Source organism: Caldovatus aquaticus (genome assembly GCF_019458025.1).
In the GTDB taxonomy this organism is placed as follows: domain Bacteria; phylum Pseudomonadota; class Alphaproteobacteria; order Acetobacterales; family Acetobacteraceae; genus Caldovatus; species Caldovatus aquaticus.
In genome coordinates this window covers 39681-63814 of sequence record NZ_JAHZUY010000003.1, presented here as the reverse complement: position 1 = coordinate 63814, position 24134 = coordinate 39681, and the positions used below count along the sequence as shown (strand labels likewise).

Sequence of the window (24134 nt, the reverse complement as noted above, 5' to 3'; positions counted from 1 at the left end):
GCAAGTCCGGCTCCCCTTGCAAACTCGGGCGGGGCGTGATGCGCGCCCCGCCCGCTTTCTGTCTGTGCGTGGCGCGTGGGCGCACTCCGGCCCCATAGCGCGGCCATGGCCCAGGCCGACGCCCTCCGCCTCTGCTCCGACGCCCTGGTGCTGATCGGCGAGAGCCCGATCGAGACCTTCGAGGGCGCCTCCGCCGCGCAGGTGGTGGCGAACGCCCGCTACCAGCCGATCGCCGACCTCCTCCTCGCCTCGCACCCCTGGCGCTTCAACCGCCGCATCGAGACGCTGGCCCGCCTCGCCGACCCGCCGGCGGAGGCGTCCGGCTACTCCGCCGCCTACGCCCTGCCGACCGACTGCCTGCGCATCGTCGCCCCCTTCGTCGATGGCACGGTGGCGCCGGGCTGGGAGCCGGCCGAGACGGCGATCTGGCTGGACGCCGAGGCGTCGCAGACGGTCGCGCTCGAATACCACGCCCGGGTGGACGAGCTGCGCTGGACCCCGGCCTTCCGCCAGGCGGTGGTCTATCGCCTCGCCGCCGAGTTCGCGGTGCCGATCCGCGACGACCCGAAGCTGCAGGGGGCGATGCTGCAGCTCGCCGCGCGCGAGCTGGCGATCGCCCGCCACCAGAACGCCTCCGAGCGCCCGGCGCGCCGCATCCCGCTCGGCCGCTTCGAGGCGCTGCGCCGCCGCTGAGGCCGGCCGGTGAAGACCCACATCTCCCAGACCAGCTTCGTCGCCGGCACCTTGGACGAGGCGGCGCGCGCCCGGCAGGAGACCGCGCTCTACCGCCACGGTGCCGCGGCGCTCCTCAACTGCCTCCCCCTCGCCACCGGCGGGGTGGTGTCGCGCTGGGGCACCCGGCACCTGGCCGAGCTGCCGACCGCCCCGGTGCTCGAGCAGTTCGCCTTCAGCCTCGACCAGTCCTACATTGCCGCCTTCCTGCCGGGCGAGGTGCGGTTCTACTACGCCGCGGACGGCGCCGCGGCCGGCGCCCTCACCGGCTGCCCGTGGACCGCCGGCCAGCTCCGCGGCCTGCGCTTCGCCCAGGGCGGCGACCTGATGTGGGTGGTGCATCCCGACCTCGCGCCGCGGATCATCCGCCGCACCGGCGCCGACACCTGGTCGCTCGAGACCCTGGCCTTCGACGGGCCGCGCGGCACGCCGTTCTTCCGCTACGCGGCGAGCGCGATCACCGCCACCTGGAACGCCGCCGGCGGGGTGCTGAACTTCTCGGCCGGCTGGCTCGCCGCCGGGCACGCCGGCACCGCGCTCCGGGTCTGGGACGTGGACGCCAGCCGCTACCGGCACGGCACCATCGGCGCGGTCAACAGCGCCACCCAATGCGCCGTGACCTGGGACGGCGGCGCCGCGCCCCCGGACGGCAAGGCGACGACGCTGTGGGAGGAGGCGGCCTTCTCGGCGGTGCGCGGCTGGCCGCGCTCGGTCTGCCTGCATCAGCAGCGGCTGGTGTTCGGCGGCTCGCGCGACGCGGGCGATGCGATCTGGATGAGCCGCGTCGGCCAGTATTGGAACTTCGACCTCGGCACCGCGGCCGACGCCGACGCGATCGCGATGGCGCTCGGCGCGACCCGGGTGCGGACCATCGCCCACGCCGTCTCCGGCCCGCAGCTCACCTTCTTCACCGAGGCCGGGGTGTTCTTCGTCCCCGAGCAGGAGACGCGCCCGATCACCCCGACCACGGCGCGCATCCGCCACGTTGCCCCCTTCGGCACCGGCGACGTGCGGCCCGGCGCCTTCGACGGCGGGGTGCTGTTCGTGCAGGGGCGGGGGCGGGCGGTGCGCGACCTCGCCTACACCGCCGAGGCCGACAACCTCACCGCCGACCCGGTGAGCCTGCCCGCGACCGACCTGATCGGCGAGATCGTGGATGCCGCCTACCTGCCCGGCGCGCAGGACCGGCCCGAGCAGTATGCCTTCTTCGTCAACGCCGCCGGGCGCATCGCCCTGTTCCACTCGATCCGCGAGCAGAAGATCGGCGCCTGGTGCGAGTGGACGACGCAGGGCGCCTTCCGGGCGGTCGGCGTCGCCGGCGATGCGGTGTTCGTCGCCGTGCAGCGCAACGGCACGGTGCGGCTGGAACGCTTCGATCCGGCGCTCGCCTTCGACGCCACGGTGGAGGACGTGACGCCCTCCCTCGCGGCGCCGCACCTCGCGGGCTTCGAGGTGCACGGGCGGATCGGCGACGACTACCTCGGCGGCGCGGTGGCGGGGGGCGACGGCGCGGTGACGCTGCCGCGCCAGCTCGACGAGCAGGGCGGGCTCGACGACGGGCTCACGGTCGAGCTCGGCCTCGCCTTCGACTGGTGGATAGACCCGCTGCCGCCGGTGATCGACCTCCCCGACGGCACGCTGGCCCAGCGCACGCAGCGGGTGCTCGAGACGCACCTGCGGCTCTACCGCGCCCGCTCGGCCCGCGTCGGCGGGACCAGCCTGACGCTGCTCAGCGACGGCTTCACGGTGGGCGCGGCGCCGCCGGCGCGCGACGGCTGGTGGATGACCCGCCATCTCGGCTTCGCCCGCCCCAACGAGCCGGCGGCGCTGACGCGGCGGATCGACCGCGACGTGCCGATGCCGGTCGGCGTGCTGGCCCTCAAGCGTGTGGTGGTGGTGCCCCTATGACCTGGAGCTTCGCCCTGTCCGCGGGGATGGCCGCGGCTTCCCTCGGCGTCGCCGCGCTGCAGGCCGGCGCCCAGTATTCCAACGCGCGGGCGCAGGCCTCGATCGGCCGCCAGATGGCGGCGCTCAGGCGCGAGCAGCTCGCCATCGAGCGCGACACCGTGGCGGTGCAGGCGCGGCAGCAGGAGGTGGAGCGGCAGCGCCGCGCCGGCCTGACCGAGAGCAGCCTGCGCGCCACCGCCGCCGCCTTCGGCCTCGACCCCTACGGCTCGGGCACCATCGCCACCCTGGAAGGCGAGAACGAGCGGCAGGTGATGGGCGACATCTCCGCCATCCGCCTGCTCGGCGCGGCGCGGCAACGCCAGCTCCTCCTCTCCGACCGCGCCGCCGTGCTCGAGCACGACTCCTTCGCGGCGATGGGGCGCACCGCCTGGATCCGCCCGGCCGCCACGCTGCTCGGCGCCGGCCTCTCGGTCTATCAGACCTGGCCGGTTTCGGCCCCTGAGGGCGGCGGCGGCGCCCCCGACAACCGCCAGAGCCTCTACCGCGGCCTGACCGACGAACAGGTGGCGATGATCGAGCCGCTGACCGGCCGCGCCCGGGGGCCGGTCTGATGAGCGGCAGCCTGCCGCGCGAGGAGCGCACCGTCCTCCCGCAAGGGGCGGGGGTGGTGGATCTCGGCCGCACCGGCGAGGTGGCGCGCCGCGCCACGGCCCAGGCCTTCGACGTCGCCGGGGTGCTGGACCCGCTCGCCTCGCTGCTCGAGCGCGAGCGCACCCAGGAGGCGATCGCGAGCGGCGAGGCGGCCGGCGCCTCCGAGCCGATCGAGCGCGACGCCGAGGGGCGCATCGTGGTCCCCGACCTCTCGCGCCGCCCCTTCGAACGCATCGCCGAGCGGCGCCGGCGCGAGGTCCTGACCAGCCGCTACGCCTCCGAATTCCTGCTCGACAGCCAGGGCGAGATCCAGCGGCTCCGCCAGCAGCACGCGGACGACCCCGAGGCCTTCCGGCAGGCGGCGGAGCGGTGGCGGCAGGGCACGCTCTCGGCGCTGCCGCCCGAGCTGCGCCTGCCGGTGGGCGAGGGGATCGGCCGGCTGATCGGCCAGCACTACGGCAACCTGCTCGGCCAGCGCGCGGCGCGCGACCGGCAGGAGGCGCGCCGCCTCTCCGAGCAGGCGTTGGGGCGGCTCGGCGGCGAGGCCTTCGACCTCATCCTGCAGGGGCGCGACCCGGCGCCGGTGCTGGCGTCGCTCCGGGCCAAGATCGCGCAGGACACGGGCGGGGTCTGGGACCGTGGCGAGGCGGCCGAGATCGAGCGCCGGCTGCTGGTGGTGGCGCCGCTGCAGGCGCGGCTGCAGCGCGAGCTGCGCGGCGGCGCCGGCGCGGCGCTGCTCGGCGACGGGCCGGAGCGGTTCGGCGCCCGGCTGCCGGAGGGCTGGCGCCCGATCGTCGCCGCGGCGTCGGCCGAGACCGGCCTGCCCGAGCGGCTGCTGCGCGAGGTGTTCGGGCTCGAGAGCGGCGGCGACCCGAACGCGGTGAGCCGGGCCGGGGCGGTCGGGGCGGCGCAGATCATGGCGGCGACGGCGCGCGACCCGGGCTTCGGCCTGCCGCCGCTGCGGCCGGAGGACCGCAGCGACCCGGCGAAGGCGATCCCCTGGGGCGCGCGCTACCTGCGCGCGCTGCTCGATCACTACGGCGGCGACCTCCGCCTCGCGCTCGCCGCCTACAACGCCGGGCCCGGCCGGGTGGACGAGCACCTGCGGACGGGCCGGCCGCTGCCGGAGGAGACGCGGCGCTACCTCGCCAACCTGCTCCCCGGGGCGGGCAGCGGGCCGGGCGGCGCGGCCGACACGGTGGAGGCCGGGCGCATCGTCGAGGCGCTGCGCGCCGGCCCCGGCGCGCCCGGCTGGCGCGAGGAGTGGAACGGGCTGACGCCGCAGGAGCGCCAGCAGCTCGCCGCCTTCGGCGACGCGTTGGTGCGCGAGCAGCGCCAGGAGATCACCTGGCGCGAGCAGCGCACGCGGCTCGCCGCCTCGCGGGTCATGGCCGACCGCGCCATGGAGCTCGCGGAGATGGAGCGCCAGCGCCGGCCGGACGGCACACTGCCGCCGGCGCTGGTCGCGCGGCGCAGCCAGATCGAGCGCGAGCTGCACGAGATCGGTCGGGTCATCGGCGCCGATTGGGGCGCGGACGTCGCCCGCCGGAGCGAGCAGGCCGACCGCGCCGCCGAGGGGCGGGCCGCGGCCGAGGCGGTGATGCAGTTCCGCCGCGAGCGGGCGCTGGCCGCGCTCGGCGTCACGCCCGACGCGCAGCCGGCGGGCGAGGTGGCGGAGGTGCTGCGGCGCATCCAGGGCCTCCCCCTCGCGGCGCAGGTGGACATCCTCGAGACCTTTACCCGCGACCGCGCGCAGGCGCTGCGCCTGCAGCAGCAGCAGGCCGAGCGGTGGCAACGCTTCGCCGAGGCGATGCGGCCGGGCGACCAGCAGGGGCCGCAGGTCGAGAACAACCGCGAGTATCAGGCGATCGCGCTGGATTGGATCCGCGGCGAGGCGCAGGCGCCCTTCACCGACCCGGGGGCGCAGGCGCGGATCGTGCAGGCGGCGCGCGCCGGCGTGCTGCCCGAGCAGGTGGTGGGCTTCATGCTCGGCGCGCTCGAAAGCCGCGACCCGCGCACCTACGCCGCGGCGGCGGCCATCCACCAGGCGCTCGAGGCCGACCCGCAGGCGCGGCGCGTCTATCACGCGCAGCTGGACGAGAAGAGCCGCAGGGCCTTCGAGGGGGTGGCCGAGCAGCTGCGGTCGATCCCCGAGGAGGGCTTCGAGCAGCGGGTGCAGCCGCTCATCGAGGCCTCCCGGCGCATCGCGCGCGGCGACCCGGCGCTCGCCGAGGAGATGATGGCCCGGCTCGGGGCGACGCCGGACGAGCAGCGCAGGGAGCTGCGCCGACTGGTCGAGGGCGCGCTGTCCGAGGCCGGCGGGCCGACGACCCTGCCGCCCGCGATGGAAGCCGAGCTCAACGGCAAGATCCTGATGCTCATGGCGAACGTCCCCGACCGCCAGCGGGCGGCGCGGCAGGCGCTCCGCGAGATCACGGCGAGCGGCGAGTGGGGCCTGTCGCGATACGGCCTGCCGCCGGGCGGGGCGCAGGGGATGCCGTCCGGCCTCAGGGCGCGGCTCTTCGGGGCGCCGCAATGGGTGCGGCACCCGCCCGAGCAGCACGTCGCGCCCTACGGGCGGGGCGGCGAGGTCGGCGCGCGCTGGCAGGAGGAGCTGGTGCAGGACGTGCTGCGCCGACAGGGGCTCTCCGATGAGGAGCGGGCCAACTGGGTGCTCGGCGGCAGCGCCTTCCTCCGCCCGACCGACCGCTTCGAGCGGGTCGAGGTGGAGGACGGCCGCGGCGGCAGGCGGGTGGTGGTGGCGCGGCTCTACGAGCTCTGGGGCCCGGTCGCGCCCGGCGTGCGGAACTATCTCGGCATGATGGGGCCGGACGGCGTGCGCACCGGCGCCCCGGTGCTGATCCCGCTCGAGGCCGAGGCGTGGCGCCACCGGCTGCGCTGGCTGCAGCGCCGCGCCGGTGAGGAGGGGGTGGCGCGCGAGCGGCGCGACGCCGCGGCGCCGAACGAGCCCTGGCCCGGCTCGGTGCCCAACCCGTCCGCCCCGCACCTCGACAGCCTGCGGCCATGAGCGAGACCCTCCCCGAGTGGGCGCCGGGCTCGCGCCCCTTCCGCCTGCCGGCCGCGGAGACGAACAGCGGCCTGCGCAACTTCGTCGCCGGCTGGATGCAGCAGAGCTTCCTCGCGCGCACCGCCGAGGAATACCGGCAGCGGCTCGAGGCCTTCGGCGCCTGGGCGCCGCCGCCGGTCGCGGGCTACAACCCCTATGCCGATCCGGCCGAGCTGCGCGGCTACGAGGACAGCCTGCACCTGTTCCGCGACAGCCGCAGCCCGGAGGAGACGGCCTTCCTCAAGCGGCGGGTGGACGCGCTGCGCGAGCGGGCGCGCGAGCTGGAAGGGGCGGGCTTCCTCGGCCAGTTCCTCGCCGGGATGCTCACCCCTGAGAACCTGCTGACGCTGCCGCTCGGCATCGGCGGGCTCTCGGCGACGACGCGGCTCGGGCGGGCGGCGCAGGCGGCGGGGCGCACGGCGGCGCTCACCGGCGGCATGGCGGCGGCCGAGAACGTGCTGGCGCGCCCCGGTCTGCCGACCGGGCTGCAGGGCGACCTCGGGACGGAGGTGGCGCTGTCGGCGCTGCTCGGCGCGGCGCTCGGCGGCGCCGCCGGGCTGGTGAGCGCACGGTCCCTGGACGCCGCGGCGTGGCGCCACGCCCTCGCGCACGACCTGGCGGACGGGCTGCGCACGCCCGGCGCACGGCCGCGCGCGGCCGAGGGTGAAATTTCGCCGGCCGGCGCATCCCCCGCCGGGGCCGATGCGGCGCGGGTTTCGGCTGCCGCCGGTGAAATTTCACCGGCCGGACGATCCGGCGCCGCCGCCGCGGCCGACACCCCGGAGGGCGCGGCCCGCGCGTCGGCGCCGCCCGCCGAGGCCGAGACCTGGCTGACGCTGCGCCACGTGGAGACGGATCGGGAGGTCGCCGTCCGCGTCCTGCGTCGCGAGGGCGATCTTCTGGTGGACGCCGAGGGGCGGCGCTACCCGGCCGCGCCCGGCGCGCGCGTCGGCGACTACGAGGTGGTGCGCGTCAGCGAGAGCCGCGCCGCGCCGCCGCCCGAGCGGACCGCGCCGCCGGCGGCGGGCCTTGAGGTCAATCTCCCCGGCGCCGGCTGGGCGCGGCTCGACGCGGCGGGCCGGCTCGTGCCGCGCCAGGTGGACGACCTCGCGCGCGGCACGCTCGCCGCCAACGACCTCGATCCGGCCGATGCCTGGGGAGTGGCCAGCGAGCAGCGCCTGCGCCTGCTCGGCGGCCCGCAGGCCGCGGCGTGGCGCGCGCTCGCCCGCAGCCGGGACCCGGAGGACATGGCGCGCGCGGCCGAACTGCGGCGCACGCCGCTGCCCGAGCTGTTCCAGGCCGCCGAGCGCCTGCGGCATGAGGCTGACGAGCTGCACGATGCGTTCCTCCGCCTCGCGGCGCGCATCGCGGCGATGGACGAGGCCGACCCGGCGCGCCGGATCCTGCTCGACGAGGCCGAGGCGCTGGCCGAGCGGGCGGAGGCGGCGATCCGGCGCGCCGACGAGGCGGAAGGCGCGGCGACCGCCCGCGCGCATGAGGACCTGGCGCGGCAGGCGACCGGCGACGACGCGCCGCTCGCCGAGCGCCTGCTGCTCGCCGGCGCCAACGACGACCAGCCACCGCCTCCGGGCATGGGACGGATCGAGGGGCCGCCGGCGCCCGAGGGCGGCGACCGCCTCGCCGCCACCGGCACCGGCGCCGAGCGGGCGCGCATGGCCGAGCTGCCCTACTACCGGCTGAAGAACAACCGCTTCGTCGGCGAGGTCGGCAACATGCTGGCGCGGCTGGCCGACCAGATCGTGCAGATCCCGGGCCTTCGCCTGCGCGGCAACGCCGTGGGCCACGCCACCGACACGGCGAGCGTCGAGGCGCGGGCGGCGCAGGCGGCCTGGCGCTACGCCGCCGCCGAGCGCCGGCAGGCCGAGCTCTACTACGCCTACCGCGGCTGGGACCCGGCCAGGGCGACGCCGGGGCGCGCCCGCTTCGAGGAGCTGCGCGAGGGCCTGACGGGGCGCCCCGAGGGGGTGCTGTCCTTCGCCGAGTTCGACCGGGCGGTGGGGCTCGCGGTGGCGACCGGCGAGCACCGCATCCCGCAGGTGGTGGAGGCGGCGCGGTTCTGGCGCGAGCACTTCTACGAGCCCTTCGAGCGCGAGGGCGCCGAGGCCGGCGTGCTGCTCTCGCCGCGCCACCGCGAGGCGGCCGAGGCGGCGCTGCGTCGCGAGCGCGACGTGGCGACGCGCCAGCTCGAGCAGGTGGAGCGGGAGATCGACGCCCGCGCCGGCATCACGCCCGAGCAGCGCCAGGCGGCCGAGGCGGCGCAGGCGCGGCTCGCCGCGGCCGAGGACGCGCTGCGCGCCGCCCGCGCCTTCGCCGACCAGAGCCGCGAGGCGCTGAACCGCGAGGGCACCACGGCGCGGCGGATCCAGATGGCCGAGGCGGCCGCGGCGGTGAAGCAGGCGCGCGAGGAAGTCGAGACGCTGCGCGCCGCGGCCGACGCCCGGCTCGCGGCGGCGCGCGAGAAGGCCGCCGCCGACCCGGTGCTCGCCGAGTGGCTCGCCCTGCGCGAGGACCTCGCGGCGCAGCTCGCGGACCTGGGCGAGCGGGCGAAGGCGCTGGCCGAGCGGCGGCCCAAGGGCGAGCCCTACGTCCCGCACAACTGGATCCGCAGCGAGGTGCGGCGCCGCCGCGACGAGCTCGCCCGGCGCATCGCCGATTGGTGGGAGGCGGAGAGCGGGCACACCTGGGCGAGTTCCGGCATTCGTGCCGAGGTCGCGATCTCCCACCTGCTGCGCGAGGGCATCGGCCCGACCGTCGAGCGCGTGCTGCGCCGGCACCTGGTGGACGGCGGCATGGACCCCGAGCTGGCCGGCCAGCGCGCGGCCGAGGCGGCGGCGCCGGTGCGCGAGGCGGTGGCCCGTGTCGAGCCCTCGCGGCTGCGGATCGAGATCGCCTCGGCGCTCGGGCGGCGCGTCGAGCGCTCCTCCGATCCGGCGGTGACGCGGGCGGTGGAGGCCGCGCTGCGCGCCGCCGGGGTGCGTGGGGAGGAGGGCGAGGACGGCCTTGACCGCCTCGTGCGCGAGATCGTGGGCGGCGGCGACGCGCCGCAGGGGGAGTGGGGCGACCGCTTCCGGCCCGGCCACGCGCGCAAGCGCACGATCGACCTGCCGACCGCGCTGATCGCCGACTTCCTCGACCTCAGCCAGCGCGCCGGCGGCGCCGAGTATGCGCGCCGCATGGGGGCGGCGATCGCCATGAGCCGCAAGTTCGGCGACCCCTCCATGCTCGGCCGCCTCGCCGCCAACCGGATCGCCATGCTGGGCGAGGTGGCGGCCGGGCGCGGCACGGTCGAGGAGGCGCGCGCCGTCACCCAGGCGACGCGCGACCTGCGCGACAAGGTGCTCGGCACGCTGCACGTCCCCGAGGATCCGGACGCCCTCTCGGTGCGGGCGATCCGCTTCCTCATCAACAACGCCGTGCTGACGCAGCTCGGCGGTGGGCTGAAGGCGCAGATCGCCGACCTCGGCCGGATCGTGATGGCGGTCGGCTTCCGCCAGGCCTTCGGCGGGCTGATGGACAGCCTCGGACGGCAGGCCGAGGCGTTCCGCCGCGGCGGCGACGAGGCGGCGAAGGCGGGTGCCGCGCTCGAGCTCGTGACGCTCGGCCGGGCGCGGGCCTTCTACGACATGGCGAGCATCGGCGCCGACCACACGCTGATCGAGCGGTGGGCGCGGTCCGGCGCCGAGACCATGATGTTCGTCAACCTCATGGTGCCCTGGACCAACTGGGCGCAGCGCTTCGCCGGGGCGCTGATCCAGGGCGAGATGGTCGAGCTCGCGGCGAAGGTGGCGGACGGCGAGGCGTCGGCCGACGAGATCGCGCGGCTTGCCGCCTACGGCATCGGCGAGGGGACGGCGCGCCGGATCGCCGCCGAATGGCGGGCGGCCGGCGCCGAGCGGCACGGGCGGCTGGCGCTGGCCAACACTGACGCCTGGGCCGACGCGGAGCTGCGCGAGCAGTTCCGCGCCGCCCTCAAGACCGCGGTGGACGCCGCGGTGATGCGCCCGACCGCCGCCGACCGGCCGGGCTTCCTCAGCCGCCCGCTCGGGCAGATGCTGTTCCTCTACAAGGGCTTCGCCGTGGCGGCGACGCAGCGGATGCTGATGGCCGGGCTGCAGCAGCGCGACGCGCGCGTGCTGGCGGGCGTGCTCTCCTCCATCGCCATCGCCTGGCTGGTCGCCGGCCCCGCGGGCGGGGAGCACGACAGGCACCCGCTCGCCTCCTGGGAGCGGCTGTTCAGCGCCATCGAGCGGTCGGGCGCGAGCGGCATCCTCGGCGACCTCAACACCGCGATCGAGATGCTGAGCGGCAACGCCGCCGGGCTGCGGCCGCTGCTCGGCCTCGACCCGCCGGCCTTCGCCCGCGAGCCGTCCTGGGCGCAGCAGGCCGCCGCCATCGGCGGCCCGGCGCTCGCGCCCTGGCTCATGGCGGTGTGGGCGCTGACCGATCCGGAGGCGACCGGCAACCAGGTCGCCGGGGCGCTCCGCCGCACGCTCTGGTTCAACAACCTGATCTACGTGGACTGGCTTTTCCGCGCCCTGGCGCGCGAGGCCGGGACCGCGATGCAGCCCGAGCCGGCGGGTCGTGAGCCGGCGCCGGCGCTGTCCGGCTTCCTGGGAGGCCCCCGCCGATGAGCAACTTCCGCGTCACCACCGTCGCGAGCATCGTCCAGTATGCGGTCGGCGCCACCGCGCAGACAGACTTCCCGGTGCCGTTCCCCTTCGACGACACCACCGACCTGCAGGTGTTCGTGGACGGGACGGCGGCGACGTTCGAGGTGGTCGGCGGCACGCTGACGGACGGCTTCTACGAGGGGGCGACGGTGCGGCTCACCGCGGCGGTGAGCAACGCGCGGGTGACGATCCAGCGCGACACGGCGCTCGAGCAGGACGTGCTGTTCCCGACCTCCGGCGCCTTCCCGGTGAAGCCGCTGAACCGCGAGATCAGCCGCTTCTGGCTGGCGCTGCAGGACCATGTGCGTCGGCTCGATCAGACCCTCCGCCTGCCGGATGGGGACCCCACGGCCGACCCGCTGCCGTCCTGGTCGGAGCGGGCGAGCAAGGTGCTCGGCTTCGATGCCGCCGGCAACCCGATCGCGCTGTCGCAGCTCGACAAGTCGGCCGACACGGTGACGGCGAGCGGCGCCACCACCGCGCGCAGCCTCGGCGCGATCATGGCCGATGCGGTCAACCCGCTGTTCTGGGGGGCGCGCGGCGACGGCCAGGGCGACGACACCCTCGCCCTCAACGCGGCCGCCGCCCATGCGGCGTCGGCCGGCCGCCCGCTGCTGCTGATCGGCACCTTCCGCTGCACCGGCACCGTCACCATCCCGGTCGGGGTGCCGGAGCTCATCATGCGCGGCTCCATCGTCTCCTCGGTGAGCGGCGCCCCGGCGCTGACCATCGGCAGCACGACGCAGCGCAACCGCTCCTTCGTCGGACGGGGCATCCGCGTCGTCCGCACCGCCGTCACGGACTGGCTGAACGAGGCCGAGATCGGCGTCCTGGTCTGCAACCTCGACGCCGGCTTGGTGGAGATCGTCGAGGCCAACGGCTTCACCATCGGCGTGCGCACCCTCGGCGCCGGCACCTTCGGGGTGGAGGACAGCACCTTCGTCCTTGGCCGGATCGTGGACTGCCGCTACGGGCTCGACATCCGCACCGAGCAGGCAACGAGCTGGAACAACGCCAACCGCTACATCGGCGGGCACTTCTCGAACCAGTCGGCGACCCACCCGACGCTGTCGCGCTTCGGAGTGCGGCTCTCGGCCAACCCCGGCGCCTACGACCGGCACAACGCGCATGCCTTCTTCGGCCCAGACTTCGAGCTGCAGCGCCAGGGCACGCCGGGGACGGTGGACGCGATCCCCTTCCTGCTCGAAGTGGACGGGCGTGGGCTGACGGCGCGCGCGGTGCGGATGGAGGCGTGCAGCCCCTTCGTTGCGCGGCACACGGGGGGCTACAGCGACGCCTTCTACGAGGTCGCCTATGTCGGCACCTATGGCTTCCTCGGCTGCGCGATCGACTATGCGGCCGGGGCGACGCGCGCCGGCGGGGCGGTGGTGCCGCTGCACCAGGCGGTCGGTGCGGTGGCGACGCCGCGGCTGGTGGCGGCGGTGGAGAACCTGCGCGCCGCGGCGTTCCGCTGGTCGGCCACCGAGATCGGGTTCGAGCGGCTGGCGGTGCTCTCGGGCAACCCGGCCGGGCCGCCCTCGACGCTGAGCGGCTTCTGCTTCCCGGCGCTCGACCAGCTCACGCTCAACGCCGACGACGTGACGCTGCCGACCAGCCGGGCGCTGGCCTTCGTGGTGGACTGCTCTCTCTGCAAGGAATTCTTCATCGCCGCCGAGGGGAGCGAGCTGCGCCCCGTGGTGATGCAGTTCGACGCCGCCGAGAACGTGCTGGACGGCACCAAGACCGTGCTGCTCTCCGGCATGGGCATTACCTTCCAGGGCGCGCCCTCCTACTGGTGGGAGGGCAACTCGAACCTCGACAGCCTGACCGGCGGCTACGGGCTGCTCCGGCTGCAGCGGGTGACGCTGCACGCCGACGCGAAGTGGGCGGTGATCGGCGTGCGCGGCGGCTCGGCCACGGCGGTCCTCAAGGCGCTGCGCCTGTTCGCGCCGGCCGAGCACGCGCCGCGGCTGCTCTTCGGGGCGGGGCGGGCGTGGGGCAAGCGCGAGCTCGGGACCTCGCTCGCCTGGACCGTGCCGCCGCTGGCGGCCGGGGCGACGGCGACGCAGGACGTGACCCTCTCCGGGGTGCGCCAGGGCGACTTCGTGCAGGCCGGCTTCGCGATGGACGCCGGCTTCCAGAACGGGGGCGTGGTGTTCCACGCCGTGGTCGGCGGGACCGCGAGCAGCAACCAGGTGCGGGTGACGGCGCACAACGTCTCCGGCGGCTCCATCACGGTCGGGTCGGGCACGCTGTTCGTCCGGGCGGTGAAGCCGCGGCTCTGACTGTGCGTGGCCGCCCCCGGCCACCCCCTGTAGGGGAGGGACCCTGGGCCGGGGGCGGAGGAACGGCATGGAAGAGACGGGGCTGCTCAAGCTGATCCAGGAGGGCGGAGTGCTCGGCATCCTGGCCTTCCTGGTGTGGCGGCTCGACACGCGGCTGGCGGAGGTGCGCGTGCTGCTCGAGCGGCTGACCGAACGCCTGGGCGGGGCGCTGCCGCGCCACCTGCCCGGAAGCGGGGATTGAGGCGATGGGCAAGATCGCGAGCGGCCAGCCGGATCTCGCGCGGCGCGTGGCGACCGGCAGCTTCACGGGCACCGGGGCCGGCGCCTGGATGGAGGTCGGCGGCAGCGCCTTCAACGTGGTGCTTTCCGGCACCTTCGTCGCCACGGTGGTCGGCGAATACAGCTTCGACGGCGGGGTGACGGCGGTGCCGGCGACGACCCGCGACGGCGCCGAGTTCAGCGTCGCGGCGCCGGGGGCCTGGACCGGCGAGCAGCCGGAGCCCGGGGTGCTGTTCCGCCTGCGCTGCGCCTCGTTCACGAGCGGCACGGTGGCGTGGAGGATCAGCCGGTGATCGGGCTGCAGCGTCCGGCGTGGCGGCAGTGGGCCGGGGTCGGCTACAAGCCGGGCCGCTACTACCCCTTCGGCGCGGTGCCGGTGACCTCCACGGGGGCGGTGAACGCGGCCGACCGGCTGCTGCTGCACCCGGCCGAGATCATGGCGCCGGTGACGATCGACCGGCTCTTCCTGCGCGTCATCACCGCCGGCGCCGGCTCCTCGGTGAAGATGGGCCTCTGGCGCGCCGATGGGGCGGGGCGGCCGACCGGGGCGCCGCTCGCCGCGGTGAACGCGGCGCAGTCCACGGCGGTGGCCGGGGTGGTGGAGGCGGCGGTGTCGCCGGTGCGGCTCGAGCCCGGGCTCTACTTCGCCGGGAGCAAGTTCACCGGGACGCTGCCGACCTGCACCTCGGTGCCCGGGACCTCGATGCTGGTGGCGTGGTGGTGCGGCGCCGACACGGCGGCGAACGCGATCCAGAATGGCGGCACCAACCAGATGAGCGGGGTCTATGTGGCCAACGCCTTCGCCGGCGACATGCCGGATCTGACCGGGGCGAGCTTCACCGAGCTCACCGGCGCTTCGCAGGGCCTGCCGGTGCTCGGCTTCCGGGTGGTGCCGTGACGGCGGAGACGGTGCCGCTCACGATCGAGGTGCTGGGGGAGCGGCTGACGGTGAGGGCCAGCCGCTCGGGCCGCCACTGGACGCTGGCGGCCGAGCTCTTCCCCGAGGTCCGGGTGTGCGGGCTCGACATCGCGCGCGCCAAGGCGCTGCTCGCGAAGCGCCTGGTGCCGCACGTCGAGCGGCTGCGGAAGCGGAGGGCGCGGGGGGGATGACGCCGGAACTGCTGCTCCGGCTGACGGTGCGGCCGGTGCTCGCCTGGATGGATCAGGCCTGCCGGATCCCGCACTCGGCGGAGGCGGAGGTGATGCTGCTCGCCGTCGCCAAGCAGGAGACGGACCTGCGGCACCGGCGCCAGATCCCGGTCGCGCACGCGATGGGGCTCTGGCAGTTCGAGCGGGGAGGGGGCGTCGCCGGCGTGCTGCGTCACCCGGCCACGCGCGAGCGGGCGCGCTTCGTGTGCGGGGCGCTGCTGGTGCGGCCGGAGTCGGAGACGGTGTGGGCGGCGCTGGAACAGAACGACGCGCTGGCCTGCGCCTTCGCGCGGCTGCTGCTGTGGACGGATCCGATGCCGCTGCCGCGCGCGGAGGGCCCGGCCTGGGACTGCTACCTGCGGCTCTGGCGGCCGGGACGTCCGCGCCCCGAGCGGTGGGGCGAGGCATGGGCGGCGGCGGAGCGAGCGCTGGCGCCGGCAGAGGAGGTTGCATGATGGACTGGTTCCAGGGGCGGCTGCGCGAGCCGAGCACGGCGGTCGGCGCGGGCCTGATCGTGGCGGGGGTCGGGCAGATCCTCGGCGAGCCGCAGGTGGTGGCGGCCGGCGACGTGGTGCAGCAGACGATCGCCGCGGCGCAGACCGGCGGCTGGACGGGCGCTCTGCTCGTGCTGCTCGGCGCCGCCGGGATCTTCCTGCGCGAGAAGGGTGGCGGCCGCTAGGCCGCCATCTTCTCCTCGCGGGGCTGATAGCCCCAGAGGTGGTCGCAGGCGGTCTCGGCCGCCCGCGCCGCCGACCACAGCTCCATCGGCTCCTTCTTCAGCGCGCGCATCCAGCCCGCGAGGTAGTGGGCGTGGTCCTCGCGCGGCGCCTTGCTGAGCTTCAGATCGCAGCAGAGCAGCGCGGCGCCGAGCTCGGCTACCAGCTCCTCGCGCGCGTAGTCCGGATCGCCGAAGCGGTTCTTCATCGGCCGGTTCAGCCGCGCCTCGGCGCCGGTCCAGTGGACGAGCTCGTGCAGTAGCGTGGCGTAGAAGCCCTCGGCGTCGGCGAAGGCCCGCCGGTCGGGCATGTCGATCCGGTCCAGCGCGGGGATGTAGCAGGCGCGGCCGGCGCCCTCCTTCACCGTGGCGCCGGTGGCCCGCACGAAGGCCTCGGCCTCGGGGATCGGGTCGAAGCCCTCCGGCCGACGGAGGGGGGTGTAGTAGCTCGGGGCCAGGCCCTCGACCTGGTGGGCGTTGAACACGGTGTAGGCGCGCACGAACACCCGGGCCGGGTCGTCGGGGTCGGCGTCCTGCGGCTTCCAGCGGTCGGCGTAGAGGATCAGCGTGCCCTTCTCGCCGCGGCGCACATGCGCCCCCGCCTCCTGCGCCTGCTTGTAGGTCAGCCAGAAGGGGGAGCCGTAGCCCTTCAGCTGCGCGGTGGCCCAGAGGGCGATGGCGTTGCCGCCCCGGTAGGCGGTCCCGGTGGAGAAGCGGAGCGGCCGGCTGCCCATGCGGGCGAAGCGGTCGAAGGCCTGGATGCCGTCCGTCGCGAGCAGCTCGAGGACGTGCGTGGTCAGGCGCTCAAGGGTCTCCTGGCGCATCGGGGTCTCCCTGGTCTGGGGGTGGGCGCGCGACGGCGCGACGCGCCGCCCGCACCGGGCGGCGGGGCGGCGCGGCGGGACGGCGCGCGTTCTGCTACGGGTTTTGCTACGGCCTTCGGTGCCGGATCGGCCGTCCTGGCCGGCAGGACCGCGCGCGGAAGGCTGCGGAAAGGCTAGGTTTCAGGCTGTCCCTGCGATTGCGCAGGAGGCCGAAATCGGTTTTGTAAACCGAAGGTCGGGGGTTCGAATCCCTCACCCGGCATCGCCCGCCAGCGGCCTGCTCTCTGGGGATTGGGCGCAACCGAGCGGCAGCTTTTGCCCCGGCCGGCCGATCCGCTCTCGACGCGTGCTCCAGGGTTGGCGGCGGGGTGCCGCAGCGAGCCATGGTGGCGCGGGCGGTCTGCCCGGTGCTCACACCGCAGCCCGGTCCGCCCCTCCGCGGGTGCGCCCCATCAGGCCATGCGCGGCGTCGTCAAGCGTGCCGTCCCGCCATCCCGCGCGGCCGGAGGAGAACGCCTTGGTTCCGTTTTCTACGAGGTCCGGAATGGAGCGGGCGATGGGAATCGAACCCACGACATTCAGCTTGGGAAGCTGACGTTCTACCTCTGAACTACGCCCGCCTTCAGTTCATAGAGTTAGCGCAGGGGGTGGGCCCGGACAAGCACCGGGCGGGTCGGTTCCGGCCGGAACGGGCCACGTCTCCGCCCTCCCCGCGCCTGGCCGGGCCTGCGTCCCGCGCCCCTCCCCACCCGCACCCGCGGCGCGGCTCTTGCCGGCCGCCCCCCGCCGCGGCTAGATGGCCTCGCCGTTCCGCCTCCGCGCGGAGCGACGCTCGCGATTTGTCCGGCCAGCTTGCGGCGAGCCTAAACAAGCGCGCTAAACGGCCGCGGGGCGCGCTCCGGCGCGTCCCCGACCGCGAGGGGCCGGAATTCCGTTCCGAAGGTCCCCCGCCCATGGCCAAGCCCCGCAGCGACCGCACGCTCCGCCCCGCCACCCTCCTCGTCCGCGGCGGGCAGATGCGCAGCGGCTTCGACGAGACGGCGGAGGCGCTCTACCTCACCTCCGGCTTCGTCTACGCCAGCGCCGCGCAGGCCGAGGCGACCTTCGCCGGGACCGAGCGGCACTACCAGTACTCGCGCTTCGGCAACCCGACGGTGACGATGCTCGAGGAGCGGCTGGCGCTGCTCGAGGGCGCCGAGGCCTGCCGCGTCACCGCGACGGGGATGGCCGCGGTGCACGCCGCGCTGCTTGCGCACCTCAGGACCGGCGACCGGGTGGTGGCGAGCCGCGCGCTGTTCGGCTCCTGCCACTGGATCGTCTCCACCCTGCTGCCGCGCTACGGCATCGCGGGCGAGTTCGTGGACGGCGCCGACCTCGCGCAGTGGGAGCGCGCGCTGAGCCGCCCGGCGAGCCTCGTGCTGCTCGAGACCCCCTCCAACCCGATGCTCGAGATCGTGGACCTGCGCGCGGTCGCCGACCTCGCGCACCGCGCCGGGGCCCTGGTGGTGGTGGACAACGTCTTCGCCACCCCGCTGCTGCAGCGCCCGCTGGAGTTCGGCGCCGACGTCGTCGTCTATTCCGCGACCAAGCACTTCGACGGGCAGGGACGGGTGCTGGGGGGCGCCGTGCTCGGGCCCCGGAAGTGGGTCGAGGACACGCTGCAGCCCTTCCTCCGCAACACCGGCCCCTCGCTCTCGCCCTTCAATGCGTGGGTGATCCTCAAAGGGCTGGAGACGCTGCCGCTGCGGCTCGACGCGATGTGCCGCTCGGCGGCGGCGGTGGCGAATTTCCTCGCCGGGCGGCCCGAGGTCGCGCGCGTGCTCTACCCGTTCCGCCCCGACCACCCGCAGCAGAGGCTGGCCATGGCGCAGATGCGCGCGGGCGGCACCGTCGTCACCTTCGAGCTGAAGGGCGGAAAGGAAGCGGCGTTCCGCATGCTCGACGCGCTGCGCCTGATCGACATCTCCAACAACCTGGGCGACGCCAAGAGCCTGGCGACGCATCCGGCGACGACGACCCACATGCGCATCGGCGCCGAGGAGCGCGCGCGGCTCGGCATCACCGACGGCATCGTGCGGCTCTCGGTCGGGCTCGAGGATGTGGCGGACATCATCGAGGATCTCGCCGCGGCGCTCGAGGCGCGCTGAGCGGAGCCGCGCGCGCCGCCCCCCTTCTGCCCGCGCCGCGTCGGGCCGGGCGCGGACGGCGGCGGTTGCGCCGCTCGGCCGCCGCGCGCGGGACCGCGGGTCCGCGCCCGGCCGGGTGTGGACACGCCGCGCCGTGGTGAGGTGTATTCCGCAGGGAAGGGAACGCCATGGCGAGACAGCCGTCCGAACCGCCTCCGGGCCCGTCGCGCCCCCCGCCGGGGGCCGGCCGGCAGGACGCCTATTGCGAGACCACGCGCGGCATCCGCGTGACGGTGCGCGCCTTCTACCTGGCCGACCAGTCGCAGCCCGAGCGCGCCCATTACGTCTGGGCCTACCGCGTGACGATCGAGAATCTCGGCACGGAAACGGTGCAGCTCCTGCGGCGCACCTGGCGCATCACCGATGCCCAAGGCCGCACCCAGGTCGTGCACGGCGCCGGGGTGGTGGGCGAGCAGCCGGTGCTCGAGCCGGGCGAGAGCTTCGAATACACCTCCGGCACGCCGCTGCCGACGCCCTCCGGTTTCATGCGCGGCCTCTATCACATGGTCGTGACGGGCACCGGCGAGGCGTTCGACGTGGTGATCCCCGCCTTCAGCCTCGACAGTCCGCACCTGCCCTCGGGCCGGCTGCATTGAGCCGGGGCGGGGGACGGTTGCGGCACGGCACGGATGCCTTATGTCTCCGGGCAGGGCCGCACCGGGGGAGAACGGCGTCGCCGCGCCGGGCCGCCGCGCTCGGAGCGCACGCCTAAGGGGACATCGAGGACCGTGAACATCGAAACCTTCCGGGCCGCCCCCGTCCGGGCCGAGTCCGCCTCCGCCTCCCCTCTCCCGGAGGGTCGTCCCAGCCGCGCGGAGGCGGAGGCCGCCGTGCGCACCCTGATCCGCTGGGCCGGCGACGATCCGGACCGCGAGGGGCTGCGCGACACCCCGGCCCGCGTGGTGCGTGCCTACGAGGAGTTCTTCGCCGGCTACGCCGAGGACCCGGTCGCGCTGCTCACCCGCTCCTTCGAGGAGACGGAAGGCTACGACGAGATGGTGGTGCTGCGCGACATCCGCCTGGAGAGCCATTGCGAGCACCACATGGTGCCGATCATCGGCCGGGCGCACGTCGCCTACCTTCCCGCGGGACGGGTGGTCGGCATCTCGAAGCTCGCGCGGGTGATCGAGGCCTACGCGAAACGGCTGCAGATCCAGGAGAAGCTGACCGCGCAGATCGCCAACACCATCCAGGACGTGCTGCAGCCCAAGGGCGTGGCGGTGGTGATCGAGGCGGCGCACCAGTGCATGACCACGCGCGGCGTGCACAAGCACGGCGTCACCATGGTGACCAGCCGCATGCTCGGCGCCTTCCGCGACGACCCGAGCACGCGGCGGGAATTCCTCTCCATCATCGGCGGGCAGCGCTGGCAGGTGGAGGGCTGAGGCGCGCCTGCGCCGCTGCCCCGGTTGCCCGGCGTCCCGCGGCGCCGGGAAGCCGCCCCGCCGCGATCTCGCCCTTCCTCGCCGGGGCGCTCCCCGTGCCGAACTGCCGCCGCGCCGGCGCGGGGGCCCGGCGGTTGCGACCTCGCCCGTCCGCGCGAGGCCGATCCGCCGCGGACGGCGCAGCCTCCCCCTACTCCGCGCGGATCCCGCTCTCCCGCACGATGCGCTTCACCACCTCGCGCTCGCGCCGGATGCGCGCGGCGAATTCCGCCGGCGTGTCGGACACCGCGTCGTTGCCGGTGAGCGCGAGGCGCTCGCGCACCGCCGGGTCGCCGGTCGCGTGGCGCAGCGCGGCGGAGAGGCGCTCGATCACCGGCTCCGGCGTGCCGGCCGGCGCGAACAGGCCGTTCCAGCTTGTCATGTCGAAGCCCGGATAGCCGCTCTCGGCGATCGTCGGCAGGTGCGCGAGGCTGCCGCGGCGCTCGGCGCTGGTCAGCGCGACGCCGCGGGCGCGGCCGTTGTCGATGACCGGCTTGATCGAGTTCGCGGTGATCAGCACCGCCGCGATGTTGCCCGCGGCGAGGTCGCGCGCCGCCTCCGCCCCGCCGCGATAGGGCACGTGCTGCAGCCGGATGTCGGCGCGGCTCTCGAGCAGCGCGCCGGCGAGGTGGCCCGGCGAGCCGACGCCCGGCGTGCCGTAGGTGACGCTGCCCGGCGCCGCCCTCGCCGCGGCGACGAAGCCAGCCAGGTCGCGCGCTGCGAGGTCGCGCCTCACCGCGAGCACGTAGGGCGCCGCCACCGCCTGGCCGACGGGGACGAAGGCGGTCTCGTAGTCGAAGGCGAGGCCGCGCACGATCAGCGGCGCGATCAGGAAGGCGATGCTCTCGAACAGCAGGGTGTAGCCGTCCGGCGGCGCCTGCGCGACGATCCCGGCGCCGATCGTGCCGCCGGCGCCGGTGCGGTTCTCGATCACGATCGGCTGGCCGAGGAACTCCGCCATCCGGGGCTGGAGCAGGCGGATCACCGTGTCGGACTGGCCGCCCGGCGCGTAGGGCGCGACGATGCGGACCGGGCGGCTGGGCCAGCGTTCGCCCGTCGGCGAGGGCTGCGCGCCAGCCGGCACGGCGGCGGTCAGCGACGCGGCTCCGGCGGTAAGCAGCGCGCGGCGGCGGGGCCTCATGGCACTGTCCTCTCCCTTCCCCCCCCCGCCTGGTCCTCAAGGCAGCTCGATCGTCTCCTCGACGACGTGGCGCAACGGCGCGTCGTCGGAGGTCAGCGTCATCCGCAGCCTGAGCGTCCTGCCCTGCACCTTGCCCTCGCGCACCACGCGCTCGATCTCGCGCTGCGAGGTGACGCCGACCTGCTTGAGGAACTTGCGCACGGCCATGTTGAAGCGGTCCTCGTCCATGGGCGCCTCCTCCCGCCGCGCCTTTGGCCGCGCGGCGCCGGAGAGCATAGCAGGAGGCCGGGCCGGCGTGTCGCCTTCCCTGGCGTCGCCGGCCGGTCAGGAGGGCGGCGGCACCGTGCCCGGGCGCGGGGCGATCGGCAGCAGCCGGTCGAGCCCGGTCAGCCGCTCGAACAGCGCGGCGGCCTGCAGGGCCCGCGCCTCCTGCCGCGGCGGCGCGACCACCTGCAGGCCGACCGGGCGGCCGTAGCGGTCGAAGCCGCAGGGCACCGCCACCGCCGGGCAGCCGGCCAGCGTGATCGCGGCGTTGATCAGCGACGCCGCCATGTAGTTCCCGAGCCTCTTGCCGTCCACCGTCTCCGGGTGGCGCAGCATGACGTCGAAGGCGGGCGTCGCGGCGCCCGGCGTGACGAAGACGTCGTAGCGCGCGAACAGCGCGGCGACGCGGCGGTACCAGGCGGCGCGCTCGCGCTCCGCCCAGGCGAGGCGGGAGGGGGTGGCGGCGAGGCCGCGCTCGGTGTTCCAGACGATGTCGGGCTTGAGCAGGTGGCGGTGGGTCTCGAGCTGCCGTTCGCGGTCCACCACGAATTGCTGCGCGCGCAGCACCAGGAAGGCCTCCTCCAGCGGCCCGAGGTCGGGCGCGGCGAGCTCCACGGTGCAGCCGAGATCCTCGAAGCGCCGCACCTCGCGGGCGCAGATCTCCCGCGTCTCGCGGTCCACGGCGAGGCCGCCGTTGAAGTCGGGCGTGAAGGCGATGCGCAGCGGCAGGGCGCGCTCGGCCTCGGCGACGGCGCGCGCGTAGGGCACGGCGGGCGCCTCGCAGGTCAGCGGGTCGAGCAGGTCCCAGCCCGCCATGGTGTCGAGGAACAGCGCCACGTCCGGCACGTTGCGCGCCATCGGCCCCTGCACCGAGAGCGGCGAGAACAGGTTGTTGCTGGTCCCGCGCGTCACCCGCCCCGGCGAGGGCCTGAGCCCGACCACGCCGCAATAGGTCGCGGGCCGGCGCAGCGAGCCGCCGTGGTCGGAGCCCTGGGAGAGCCAGCACTCGCCGGTCGCCAGCGCCACCGCGCCGCCGCCGGTCGAGCCGCCGCAGGTGAGCGCGGTGTTCCACGGGTTGCGCGTGCGCCCGAACACCTCGTTGAAGGTCGAGCCGCCGGCGCCGAATTCCGGCGTGTTGGACTTGGCGACGACGATGCCGCCCTTGCGCTCGATGCGCTCGACCAGCGGGTGGGACCTCTCCGGCACGTGGTCCCGGAAGATCGGCGAGCCGTAGGTGGTGCGCACGCCGGCGACGTCGAGCAGGTCCTTGATCGTCACCGGCAGGCCCGCGAGCCAGCCCGGCTCGCCCTCGGCCTCGCGCCCCTCGCCGCGCATCAGCCGCTCCGCGTGCTCGCGCGCGCGGTCGAGGCAGAGGGTGGGCAGCGCGTTCACCGCCGGCTCGACCGCGGCGATGCGCGCCGCCGCCGCCTCGATCAGCTCGAGCGGCGAGACCTCGCCGCGCCGCAGCCGCGCCACCGCCTCGGTGGCGGTCAGGCGGATCAGCGTCTCGTCGGCCATGCCGGCCTCCTCCCTCCGACCCGTCGCATTGCACTCCGGGCCGCGGGGCGCGGCAAGCCGCCCTCAGTCCCCGAGCGTCTCGAGCAGCGCGCAGAGGGTGGCGCCGCGCGGGGCGAGCTCGGGCCAGCGGATGTGCTCGTCCGGCGCGTGCGCGCCCCCGCCCGGGCAGCCGAGCCCGTCGAGCGTCGGCACGCCGAGCGCGGCGGTGAAGTTGCCGTCCGAACCGCCGCCGCGGGCGGTGCGCGGCAGGTCGTAGCCGTGCGCCGCGGCGAGCGCGCGCGCCCGCTCCCAGAGCGCGAGGATCTCCGGCGTCTCGGCGAAGGGCGGACGGTTCATGCCGCCGCTGACGGCGATCTCGATCCCCTCCTCCGGGCTGCCGGCCATGCCGAGGATCAGCCGCTCCAGCCGCTCGCCGTCGGCGGCGGTGGAGACGCGCAGGTCGATCTCGCAGCTCGCCTCCGGCGCGACGACGTTGGGACGGGTGCCGCCGCGGATCGGCGCGACATTGGTGGTGATGCCGCGGTCGAGGTCCACCAGCGCATGGATCTCCAGCACCTTGCGCGCCAGCGCCACCACCGCGCTGCGCCCGTCCTGCCAGTTGCCGCCCGCATGCGCGCTGCGGCCGCGCACCCGCATCTCGAACCGGCCCACCCCCTTGCGCGCGGTGACGCAGGCGCCCTCGGGGCCCACCGCCGGCTCGGGGATCAGCACGGCGCAGGCGCCGCGCGCCTCGCGCTCGATCAGGGCGCGGCTGGTCGGGCTGCCCACCTCCTCGTCCGGGGTCAGCAGCAGCACGATCGGGGCCCGGGTCGGCGTTCCCTGGCGCAGGATCTCGCGCACCGCGTGGAAGGCGAGGAAGCTGCCCGCCTTCATGTCGAAGATGCCGGGGCCGTAGGCGCGCTCGCCCTCGACCCGGAAGGGCATCGGCCCGGCCAGGGTGCCGTGGTCCCAGACCGTGTCGAGATGGCCGGCGACGACCACCGGTCGGCCCCGCCCGCCGGGGGTGCGGGCGATCAGCGTGTCGCCGTAGCCGTCGCACCCCGGGATGCGTTCGACCGCGGCGCCGGCCGCGCGCAGCTCGCCCTCCGCGACGTCGAGCAGCCGGTTGACGGCGCCCGCGTCGGTGGTCGGCGTCTCGTGCTCGACCCAGCGGCGCAGCTCGGCGAGCAAGCGGTCGGAACGGCCGATCTCGGTCCGCGGCATGCCAGGAATCCCGTTGCGTGGCCGGCCGCTTCTGGCAGGCCCGCCCCGGCTTGTCTACCCGAGGTTTCGGGGCTATCCGGAACATACCGCAGTGCAG

Annotated in this window: 20 protein-coding genes, 2 tRNA genes and 1 riboswitch; of the genes, 16 read left to right on the top strand and 6 right to left on the bottom strand. The window is 75.4% G+C overall.

Annotated features, from left to right (window positions below; all coding sequences use genetic code 11):
• The first annotated feature begins 105 nt into the window (after positions 1-105).
• From K1J50_RS02185 to K1J50_RS02130, 12 genes are all read left to right on the top strand, one after another.
• A complete protein-coding gene (locus tag K1J50_RS02185) occupies positions 106-693 on the top strand; it encodes a hypothetical protein (protein WP_220115794.1) in 588 nt (195 codons plus the stop codon).
• A gap of 9 nt (positions 694-702) precedes the next feature.
• Positions 703-2640: a phage nozzle protein gene (locus K1J50_RS02180; protein ID WP_220115793.1), complete on the top strand. Its 1938-nt coding sequence runs from the start codon at positions 703-705 to the stop codon at positions 2638-2640.
• Positions 2637-3251: a hypothetical protein gene (locus K1J50_RS02175; RefSeq protein WP_220115792.1), complete on the top strand. Its 615-nt coding sequence runs from the start codon at positions 2637-2639 to the stop codon at positions 3249-3251. Before K1J50_RS02180 ends, K1J50_RS02175 begins: the two co-directional genes overlap by 4 nt.
• Positions 3251-6319, top strand: a complete 3069-nt coding sequence (locus K1J50_RS02170) for a lytic transglycosylase domain-containing protein (RefSeq protein WP_220115791.1) — start codon at positions 3251-3253, stop codon at positions 6317-6319. Before K1J50_RS02175 ends, K1J50_RS02170 begins: the two co-directional genes overlap by 1 nt.
• Complete coding sequence (locus K1J50_RS02165; protein WP_220115790.1) at positions 6316-11010, top strand: hypothetical protein; 4695 nt, start codon at positions 6316-6318, stop codon at positions 11008-11010. The genes K1J50_RS02170 and K1J50_RS02165 overlap by 4 nt, the downstream gene beginning before the upstream one ends.
• Positions 11007-13334: a hydrolase gene (locus K1J50_RS02160; RefSeq protein ID WP_220115789.1), complete on the top strand. Its 2328-nt coding sequence runs from the start codon at positions 11007-11009 to the stop codon at positions 13332-13334. The genes K1J50_RS02165 and K1J50_RS02160 overlap by 4 nt, the downstream gene beginning before the upstream one ends.
• Positions 13335-13401: 67 nt before the next feature.
• Positions 13402-13575 carry a hypothetical protein gene (locus tag K1J50_RS02155; RefSeq protein ID WP_220115788.1) on the top strand — a complete coding sequence of 58 codons (174 nt, stop codon included), beginning with the start codon at positions 13402-13404 and terminating at the stop codon, positions 13573-13575.
• Between the two features lie 4 nt (positions 13576-13579).
• Positions 13580-13906, top strand: a complete 327-nt coding sequence (locus K1J50_RS02150) for a hypothetical protein (protein ID WP_220115787.1) — start codon at positions 13580-13582, stop codon at positions 13904-13906.
• Positions 13903-14511, top strand: coding sequence for a hypothetical protein (locus tag K1J50_RS02145; RefSeq protein ID WP_220115786.1), 609 nt, complete (start codon positions 13903-13905; stop codon positions 14509-14511). The genes K1J50_RS02150 and K1J50_RS02145 overlap by 4 nt, the downstream gene beginning before the upstream one ends.
• Complete coding sequence (locus tag K1J50_RS02140) at positions 14508-14723, top strand: hypothetical protein (protein WP_220115785.1); 216 nt, start codon at positions 14508-14510, stop codon at positions 14721-14723. Before K1J50_RS02145 ends, K1J50_RS02140 begins: the two co-directional genes overlap by 4 nt.
• Entirely contained in the window at positions 14720-15217 is a 498-nt protein-coding gene (locus tag K1J50_RS02135; RefSeq protein ID WP_220115784.1) for a hypothetical protein, read from the top strand. The genes K1J50_RS02140 and K1J50_RS02135 overlap by 4 nt, the downstream gene beginning before the upstream one ends.
• Positions 15214-15441 carry a hypothetical protein gene (locus K1J50_RS02130; RefSeq protein WP_220115783.1) on the top strand — a complete coding sequence of 76 codons (228 nt, stop codon included), beginning with the start codon at positions 15214-15216 and terminating at the stop codon, positions 15439-15441. The genes K1J50_RS02135 and K1J50_RS02130 overlap by 4 nt, the downstream gene beginning before the upstream one ends.
• On the opposite strand, the gene K1J50_RS02125 is transcribed toward K1J50_RS02130, so the two are convergent.
• Positions 15438-16301 carry an ArdC family protein gene (locus tag K1J50_RS02125; RefSeq protein WP_220115782.1) on the bottom strand — a complete coding sequence of 288 codons (864 nt, stop codon included), beginning with the start codon at positions 16299-16301 and terminating at the stop codon, positions 15438-15440. The genes K1J50_RS02130 and K1J50_RS02125 overlap by 4 nt on opposite strands.
• Before the next feature lie 201 nt (positions 16302-16502).
• On the opposite strand from K1J50_RS02125, the gene K1J50_RS02120 reads away from it, so the two are divergent.
• Positions 16503-16563, top strand: a tRNA-Ser gene (locus K1J50_RS02120).
• A gap of 283 nt (positions 16564-16846) precedes the next feature.
• On the opposite strand, the gene K1J50_RS02115 is transcribed toward K1J50_RS02120, so the two are convergent.
• A tRNA-Gly gene (locus K1J50_RS02115) sits at positions 16847-16921 on the bottom strand.
• 201 nt (positions 16922-17122) lie between these two features.
• Positions 17123-17201, top strand: a riboswitch (SAM riboswitch).
• A gap of 53 nt (positions 17202-17254) precedes the next feature.
• On the opposite strand from K1J50_RS02115, the gene metZ reads away from it, so the two are divergent.
• From metZ to folE, 3 genes are all read left to right on the top strand, one after another.
• Positions 17255-18448: an O-succinylhomoserine sulfhydrylase gene (gene metZ, locus K1J50_RS02110; RefSeq protein ID WP_220115781.1), complete on the top strand. Its 1194-nt coding sequence runs from the start codon at positions 17255-17257 to the stop codon at positions 18446-18448.
• A gap of 167 nt (positions 18449-18615) precedes the next feature.
• A complete protein-coding gene (gene apaG / locus K1J50_RS02105; protein WP_220115780.1) occupies positions 18616-19083 on the top strand; it encodes a Co2+/Mg2+ efflux protein ApaG in 468 nt (155 codons plus the stop codon).
• A gap of 132 nt (positions 19084-19215) precedes the next feature.
• Positions 19216-19872, top strand: coding sequence for a GTP cyclohydrolase I FolE (gene folE / locus K1J50_RS02100; RefSeq protein ID WP_456304544.1), 657 nt, complete (start codon positions 19216-19218; stop codon positions 19870-19872).
• 190 nt (positions 19873-20062) lie between these two features.
• On the opposite strand, the gene K1J50_RS02095 is transcribed toward folE, so the two are convergent.
• The 4 genes from K1J50_RS02095 to K1J50_RS02080 all read right to left on the bottom strand — a co-directional run bounded on the left by K1J50_RS02095 (position 20063) and on the right by K1J50_RS02080 (position 24037).
• Positions 20063-21052 (bottom strand): Bug family tripartite tricarboxylate transporter substrate binding protein, encoded by a 990-nt coding sequence (locus K1J50_RS02095; protein ID WP_220115778.1) that lies wholly within the window; start codon positions 21050-21052, stop codon positions 20063-20065.
• 36 nt (positions 21053-21088) lie between these two features.
• The gene (locus tag K1J50_RS02090) at positions 21089-21280 is read right to left on the bottom strand and encodes a DUF6494 family protein (protein WP_220115777.1); all 192 of its coding nucleotides are present in this window, start codon (positions 21278-21280) and stop codon (positions 21089-21091) included.
• Positions 21281-21376: 96 nt separating this feature from the next.
• The gene (locus K1J50_RS02085; protein WP_220115776.1) at positions 21377-22834 is read right to left on the bottom strand and encodes an amidase; all 1458 of its coding nucleotides are present in this window, start codon (positions 22832-22834) and stop codon (positions 21377-21379) included.
• Between the two features lie 63 nt (positions 22835-22897).
• Positions 22898-24037, bottom strand: coding sequence for a M20 family metallopeptidase (locus tag K1J50_RS02080; RefSeq protein WP_220115775.1), 1140 nt, complete (start codon positions 24035-24037; stop codon positions 22898-22900).
• Positions 24038-24134 lie beyond the last annotated feature (97 nt).